6 protein-coding genes, 1 tRNA gene, 2 rRNA genes and 1 pseudogene (1 of these 10 only partly in view) are annotated in these 6,567 nt (G+C 63.5%); 4 read left to right on the top strand and 6 right to left on the bottom strand.

From position 1 onward, the window contains the following. Positions 1-96 precede the first annotated feature (96 nt). Positions 97-1,224 (bottom strand): alpha/beta hydrolase family esterase, encoded by a 1,128-nt coding sequence (locus ACM61V_RS16630; RefSeq protein ID WP_137788076.1) that lies wholly within the window; start codon positions 1,222-1,224, stop codon positions 97-99. Positions 1,225-1,601: 377 nt separating this feature from the next. Between ACM61V_RS16630 and ACM61V_RS16635 the strand changes: the two genes are divergently transcribed. Then, positions 1,602-2,222, top strand: a complete 621-nt coding sequence (locus ACM61V_RS16635) for a hypothetical protein (RefSeq protein ID WP_137788077.1) — start codon at positions 1,602-1,604, stop codon at positions 2,220-2,222. A gap of 248 nt (positions 2,223-2,470) precedes the next feature. Beyond that, the gene (locus ACM61V_RS16640; protein ID WP_137788078.1) at positions 2,471-3,049 is read left to right on the top strand and encodes a hypothetical protein; all 579 of its coding nucleotides are present in this window, start codon (positions 2,471-2,473) and stop codon (positions 3,047-3,049) included. Positions 3,050-3,085: 36 nt separating this feature from the next. Here ACM61V_RS16640 and ACM61V_RS16645 read toward each other — a convergent pair whose 3' ends face one another. Beyond that, positions 3,086-3,577 carry a helix-turn-helix transcriptional regulator gene (locus tag ACM61V_RS16645; protein WP_137788079.1) on the bottom strand — a complete coding sequence of 164 codons (492 nt, stop codon included), beginning with the start codon at positions 3,575-3,577 and terminating at the stop codon, positions 3,086-3,088. Between the two features lie 239 nt (positions 3,578-3,816). On the opposite strand from ACM61V_RS16645, the gene ACM61V_RS16650 reads away from it, so the two are divergent. Continuing rightward, positions 3,817-4,284, top strand: a complete 468-nt coding sequence (locus tag ACM61V_RS16650) for a recombinase family protein (protein ID WP_171007667.1) — start codon at positions 3,817-3,819, stop codon at positions 4,282-4,284. A 19-nt stretch (positions 4,285-4,303) separates the two neighbouring features. Continuing rightward, a pseudogene (locus ACM61V_RS16655) lies at positions 4,304-5,383 on the top strand (recombinase family protein); the annotation flags it as partial. 111 nt (positions 5,384-5,494) lie between these two features. On the opposite strand, the gene ACM61V_RS16660 reads toward ACM61V_RS16655, so the two are convergent. The 4 genes from ACM61V_RS16660 to ACM61V_RS16675 form a co-directional block, all read right to left on the bottom strand. After that, positions 5,495-5,674, bottom strand: coding sequence for a hypothetical protein (locus tag ACM61V_RS16660; protein WP_249341707.1), 180 nt, complete (start codon positions 5,672-5,674; stop codon positions 5,495-5,497). A gap of 238 nt (positions 5,675-5,912) precedes the next feature. Next, positions 5,913-5,989, bottom strand: a tRNA-Met gene (locus ACM61V_RS16665). A 149-nt stretch (positions 5,990-6,138) separates the two neighbouring features. Continuing rightward, positions 6,139-6,253 (bottom strand): 5S ribosomal RNA (rrf, locus tag ACM61V_RS16670). Between the two features lie 141 nt (positions 6,254-6,394). After that, positions 6,395-6,567, bottom strand: a 23S ribosomal RNA gene (locus tag ACM61V_RS16675); it runs 2,619 nt beyond the window's last position.

The raw sequence follows: 6,567 nt of genomic DNA on the forward strand, positions 1-6,567 counted from the left end.
TCCGACAAACCGCTGGGGCCAAGCTGCAACCGAGCGCACAGGACAATCGATGCCGTTGTATCGACCAATCCGCCGAGCCGCGGCCATGCCGCGTGGCTACTTCATCAGACCCGCAGCCCGCAAAGCGTCTTCAATGATCCTGCCGACACCCGAAGGCGAGCCGACTGCATCGAGCGGTTCTGATGCAGGGCGCGACCTTCGCTCACCTACCTGTGCGGACTGACGTAGCAGCTCCGTCGCAGCAGGCTTCCGATCGGCCGCAGCCGGCACGCCCGACGCCGCTATCTCCCAGAACTCCGCGATCCGAAGCGTCGAGGAGATGCCAACATCCAGCATATAGGGAGCGGCGTTTCCGTAACCGTCCGCGCCGGACGTCTTTAGGGGCGTGCCGTGCCCCATGCCTGGAAGGATGTACTCCTCGATGAGGTCGACGCCATCGGGCCCCTGCCAGGTGCGGCGCGGGAAATTGTCGACCTGATCAATCCTGGCTGCGCTTGCGGCCAGCCCGTGAACGCCCCGCCACTGTGCCAGGATCGCATCGGCATTCCTGACGCTGACCGTCGCGTCCGCGCCGCCGTGCCAGATGGAGATGCGCGGCCAGGGTCCGGAATGAGCCGACGCCCCGCGCAAGGCCGCGCCCAGCCGGTCTTCGTCGGGGAGCCCATGCCCGCGCATGCGGTCGAGCGCCTGGCTAACCCCCGCGGCAACACCGTGCGGAAGTCCCGCGATTATGGCTCCGCCGGCGAAGACCTCCGGATACACCGCCAACATCGTCGCCGCCATGGCTCCACCTGCCGAGAGACCAACGACGAAGATCCGTCGCTCATCCACGCCGTGCCGCTCTCGCATCGCGGCGATCATTTGACGGATCGACGCAGCCTCTCCGGATCCGCGCCGCGTATCGGCAGGCTCGAACCAGTTGAAGCACCCGTTTGCGTTGTTGCCACGCTGCTGCTCCGGATAAAGCACGGCGAACCCCGCCTTCTCGGCCAGCTGCGACCAACCTGAAGCGCGATCGTAGCCTCCGGCAGATTGCGTGCATCCATGCAGGACGACCACCAACGGCACCCCAAGCGATAAGTCGGCGGGGATATGAACAAAGGCTCGGAGCGCGCCCGGATTGCTTCCGAAGTCGGTCAAGGCATCGAGCTTGGACGGTGTGCCGACGCCAGCCAGGCCTTGCTGGTGCGCAGCGGCGGAAAGACGTGCGATCGTGTCTGACATGCGCCGCAAACTGCTTCTCCGCGCCGCTGGATGCGACGATATTCAACGGTCCAGCAGAGATTATGTTGCAGTGCACAAATCATGGTGCCCGTTCTGAGGTTCCTTACTTGCGGGCCGAAGTAGATCTGACGGGCAACGTGCATCGCGAACGATGGCCATGAAGCCTCGAGGAAAATCCTCGCCTTGCGCTGCGCTCGAGGAAAACGCCCAGCTCGAGCGATGGCCACGCCGGCCGCCGGCCGCAGCCTCCCGGCGCGGCAACGCGCTGCGCGCGATAAGCACTGCTGTGCTTTCTGAGTGCGAAGCAGGGAAGATGGGAAAAAGCGGAGGCCGGGCCCGGCCCCGCAGGCTTCGCCTAACTCGGAAGGATTTAAGAAATGATGAACGAGACAGACGAAATGCGTGAAGCGCGCCATGAGCTGGAACTGCTTTCGGCGAACGATCCGGCCGCAAGCGCGAACATGCTACGGCACGTCGCCGCCTACAACCTATTGATCGCGGGGCGCCGCGGAACGGAGTGGCTCGGCGATGAACCAGTCATCAACGCGGGCTTCCGACTCCTCGGCGGCGACGAGAACCTGTACGCCGCCGTCACGCGGCGCGCCGAACGCGAACACCTCCACATCGCGTTCGACGTCGACGACGCCTCCGGGCCTGCGATCGGGTTTGGCCTTTTCCGCGTCGAGGACGATCACGTCGTCTGCTACGGCCGTTGCCTGCTCTGGTCGCCTTCCAACGACGGGCGTGCATTGATCGTCCCGGTCGGCGAGGACAAAGCCGACGTGCAGGGCTACTTCGCGTTCCGCCGCGGCCAGCCGCTCCGAAAGGTTGGCAAGCCCCTGCCCGGGGACCTCATGGCCGGACTGCGGCGCGCGCGCTCGCGCCTGAACACCCTCCTCCAGTCGGACGATCTGACCGACCGCGGTAGCGGCGGCTTCATGACGACCTTCCGCAACGAGGGGCAGGAAGTCTTCGCCGAAATCCGGCGGGCGGCCTGACCGCCAGGGGGGGGCGGCGTGGCCGCCCCGCAACCCTGCCGCCGCGACCGCACCGGGCAGTCGGCTCCGGAGCAAATGACGATGGGTCGTGATGTCAGCCAGGGCGCCGTCGCCATCGCGGCCAGCCGCACCGAGACCGAATTTCGTGAGACTTCTTTGCAACTCGCACGTGGGATCGTCCGAGATTACCGGCGCACGCGACCGGAGCTGCTGGCCACCTGCGCAAATTGACGAATGAGGAAACGAACATGGAAGACCCCGACGAAATCCTGGACCCACGGCTGCGCCTTCAGATGCTCACTGTCTCCGACCGGCAGGCGCGGGCGAACATGATGAGATATTCCGCGGCGCTTCGGATTATGCTGATGGGCCAAAGGGACGAAACCCCCGATCTGCGTGTGCTGATCGGGATGGGCTTCGGCATGTCGGACGCCACCGATCTGAAATATCAGATGCTGACGCGTACGGACGGTTGCGATCGCATCTACGTGAGGTTCGACGTGGACGACGCTTGCGGACCACCGGACGGACTTGGCGTGATCCGCCTAGAAGGCAACAGGGCGGTGCTTTACGGGCAGTGCCGCTTGTGGGCGCCCGCCGGAACGGGACGACCCGTGGTCATCTTCGGCCATGAGGGAAAGTACGGTCACTTCACGTATAGACCACTGAAGACGCTCACACGGGTCGATAGTCTTCCCGCAAAGGACCTGATGCCGGGCTTCCGCCGCGCCGACGCGCGCCTTGCCAAGCTCGTGAGTTCGGAAAGGCTGCTAGACATCGGCGAACCGATCATCAGCATCACGCTTGAGGACTTCGACAAGCATTGATGGCCGTAGGCCAAGCGCGCTTGCTCCACACAGGTGTTAGGGCTCTTTGCCGGTCCGCCAATAACGATCGAGCGCCTCGACGTCGTTGAACTCCAGAATCTTTGCCAGTCCCTCGCTGATCAGCGCGACTGCCCGGCCACCAGAATCGAACCTTGCAAGCTCCCGACTGGACTCCCGGCCGGATTCGAAGCGGGATAGCGTCGACACACTGACGCCTGCAGCCACCGCGCACTGGTCCAGCCTAAGACCGAGCTTGCGCCGCCGGTCGCGCAGCAGAGTCAGTTCGGGGTAATGCGCGAAAGCGTCTGTTGCCGGTTTGTCGTATTTGAACTTAGCACGGTCGATGCCGAGCACGTCGCAGACGCGTCCCAGCACGTCGGCTGTGGCCATGCGACCACCCTCCAGACGGTAGATCGTCTCCCGCGTGACACCGACCCGCTCCGCCAGACGAGCTTGCGTCATGTTCTTCCGGGCGAGCCTCGCCTTGCGCACCTCGCGCCCAATCTTCCTGCCAATTAGGGTCGTCATCGCACAAATATGAGACTTTCTTGCAGAACCTGCAACGAAAAAAAAGCCTATAGTGTCCGTGAAAACGAAGGACCGTCATCCTGCCGCCGTGGCCCGCGTGATGCAGTCGACGCCTAGCGCGTCGGTGCAGGCTGCGGAGATCGCGCTCGTGCGGCTGCTCGCCCGACAGGCGGCGGCGGAGCACGTCGCGTCGTTGCGCGTCGGCCGGCGGGAGGTCTAGCATGGCGCAAGGAGTCATAATGCCGGCACCCCGGGTCGCGATCTATTCGCGCCACAGCTGCGACAAGCAGAATCCCCAATCGATCGATGACCAAGCGGCGGCTTGCCGGACTTTGGTGGAACGGCTCGGCGGCACTGTCGTGGCTACATTCACGGACCACGATGTCAGCGGCTATCGGCGCGATCGCCCCGGCCTGATGCAACTGCTGACCGCCGTCAGTGCAAGACAGATCGATATCGTCGTGTGCGAACGTCTCGATCGGATCGCCCGCGTCGGCGAGGACATCGGATGGGTCGGCAAGAAGCTACGCTCTGACCGCGTGCGACTGATGACCTGCGACCAGGGCGAGATCAACGAGGTTAAGCTGGCGATGGAAAGCCTGCTCGGTTCCGTGTTCCTGACCGAGGCCCAATGGGAGACCTTCCGCAGAATGAACGCAGCCGCGGATCAAATCGCGTCGTTGCGTACTGGCCGGCGGGAAGTCTAGCATGGCGTCAGGAGGCATCATGCAGGCAGCCCGCGTCGCGATCTATGCGCGACACAGCACAGACAAACAGAACCCGCAGTCGAGCGACGACCAGACCGCGGCGTGCCAGTCTCTGGTCGAGCGCATCGGAGGCACCGTCGTAGCCACCTATGCGGACCCCGAGGTCAGCGGCTATCGGCGTGACCGTCCAGGCCTGATGCAATTGCTGAGCGCGGTCAGCGCAGGACAGATTGACCTCATCGTATGCGAGGGCCTGGACCGTATCGCCCGCGACGGTGAGGACATCAGTTGGATCGGCAAGAAGCTGCGCTTCGATCGCGTGCGTCTGATGACGTGCCACGAGGGCGAAATAGACGAGGTGAAGCTGGCAGTGGCCGGGCTACTCGGTTCGATGTTCCTGACCAAACTGCAAAGGCAGACCTTTCGCGGAATGAAGGCCGCCGTGCTCGCCGGGCGCCTCGCCGGCGGAAAGGCATACGGCTACCAGCGTGTGGACAGGATCGGTGCAGACGGCCTGGCGGTGAAGGGTGTGTTCGAGGTCGTCGAGAGGCAGGCCGAGGTCGTGCGGCGCATTATGCGCGATTTCGCCGCGGGACGATCGGCCATCCAGATCGCTACTTCGCTGAACGAAGACGGCATTCCGAGCCCCCGGGGCGGCGAATGGAACGCCTCCACGATCCGCGGCGACCCGAAGAAGTTCGTCGGCATACTTCATAACCCGCTCTACCGCGGCACGATCATCTGGGGCCGCCGTGAGTGGCGCCGGGATCCGGACTGCGACCGACGCGAGCGGCGCTACCGCCTGCGTGACAAAGAGGACTGGGTCACCGTGAAGGTGCCCGACATGCGCATCGTGGATGACGAACTATGCGCCGCGGTCGATGCCGAGGTGGCCAGGCGTGCAAGCCCGGGGATCGGGGCGGCGCTGGCCTCGACCAACCGGAAGCGCCATCTCCTGTCGGGCCTGATCAAGTGCGGGTGCTGCGGAGCGAACTACACGATCGTCGGAAGCGACTACTACCGGTGCGCGCGGAACCGCGAACGCGGAACTTGCGAGAACTCCCGGAGCGTACGCGTAGCTGCGGTGGAAGACGCTGCCCTGAACGCGCTGCAGTCGCGGCTTCTTACCCCCGAACTGGCGGAGGTGTTCGTAAAGGAGTTCAACCGAGAGATGACCCGGCTCTCGAGCACGCGCGACGAACGGGAACAGTCAATACAGCGAAGGCTCGCCGAACTCGACATCGAGCTCGAGAACCTGTCGAGGAATTTGCTGGCTGGGGTAGTCAGCAGCACGCTGGCCGCGTTGCTCACTCAACGCGAACAGGAGCGCGAAACCCTGCTCGCGCGGCTCGGCCCCGACCGGCTGGAAGAAGCGAAGATTCTGCCGCATCCGGCATTAGTCCGACGCTTCGAGGAGAAGATCGCGGGAATCCGCACGGCTCTGAACGAGCAGGGGCTCCGATCGGAAGCGGCCGAGATTATCCGGTCATTGATCGAAAGCGTCACCATCGAGGTCGAGGACGGCGAAACCGTGGCCGACGTAGTCGCTTCCGCCGCCAACCTCATCGACTTTGCCCAAAACGCAAAAAGCCCCCAGAGATTTCTCTCGAGGGGGCGTTCTGTGGCGGTGGTTGCGGGGACAGGATTTGAACCTGTGACCTTCAGGTTATGAGCCTGACGAGCTACCGGGCTGCTCCACCCCGCGTCACCATGTTGCGGCATTTGAGCCGCGCCTTCCGCTGGAAGACGAGCGCCTCCGACGACGTGATGTGTCGTGCGGAGGCGGGTCGCGCCCTCGCGGGGCAGGAGATGTAAATGGGTTCTGTTTTTTTCCGTGCGCTCACCGGCTGCAATGCCTGGCGACGACCTACTCTTCCATCGCTTAGGCGATAGTACCATCGGCGCAGTCGGGTTTCACGTCCGAGTTCGGGATGGGATCGGGTGGGACACCGACGCTATGGCCACCAGGCAATGAAGCCGGTGAGGCGCGGAGAAAACGGTTCTAAAATCGATGCACCTTTGCATATTCGTCATCATCTGGCGTCGAGCTTATCATCCAACCACGATGCCTGGCGCTGGATCATCCAGTGCTGTCATTGATGGTGGGACTCTCAAGCGCGAATAGGACAATTAGTATCGGTTAGCTCCATGCGTTACCGCACTTCCACATCCGATCTATCAAGGTGATGGTCTTTCACCGTCCTAAGAAATCTTATCTCGAGGGAGGCTTCCCGCTTAGATGCTTTCAGCGGTTATCCCGTCCGTACATAGCTACCCTGCTGC

The organism is Sphingomonas sp. TX0543 (genome assembly GCF_048565505.1).
GTDB lineage: Bacteria > Pseudomonadota > Alphaproteobacteria > Sphingomonadales > Sphingomonadaceae > Sphingomonas.

What these genes read in the sequence shown, in the direction of transcription:
- ACM61V_RS16650 (WP_171007667.1), top strand. Translation starts at nt 3,817, where the DNA reads ATGCCGGCACCCCGGGTCGCGATCTATTCGCGCCACAGCTGCGACAAG.
- ACM61V_RS16630 (WP_137788076.1), bottom strand. Translation starts at nt 1,224, where the DNA reads ATGTCAGACACGATCGCACGTCTTTCCGCCGCTGCGCACCAGCAAGGC.
- ACM61V_RS16640 (WP_137788078.1), top strand. Translation starts at nt 2,471, where the DNA reads ATGGAAGACCCCGACGAAATCCTGGACCCACGGCTGCGCCTTCAGATG.
- ACM61V_RS16660 (WP_249341707.1), bottom strand. Translation starts at nt 5,674, where the DNA reads ATGCGGCAGAATCTTCGCTTCTTCCAGCCGGTCGGGGCCGAGCCGCGC.
- ACM61V_RS16645 (WP_137788079.1), bottom strand. Translation starts at nt 3,577, where the DNA reads ATGACGACCCTAATTGGCAGGAAGATTGGGCGCGAGGTGCGCAAGGCG.
- ACM61V_RS16635 (WP_137788077.1), top strand. Translation starts at nt 1,602, where the DNA reads ATGATGAACGAGACAGACGAAATGCGTGAAGCGCGCCATGAGCTGGAA.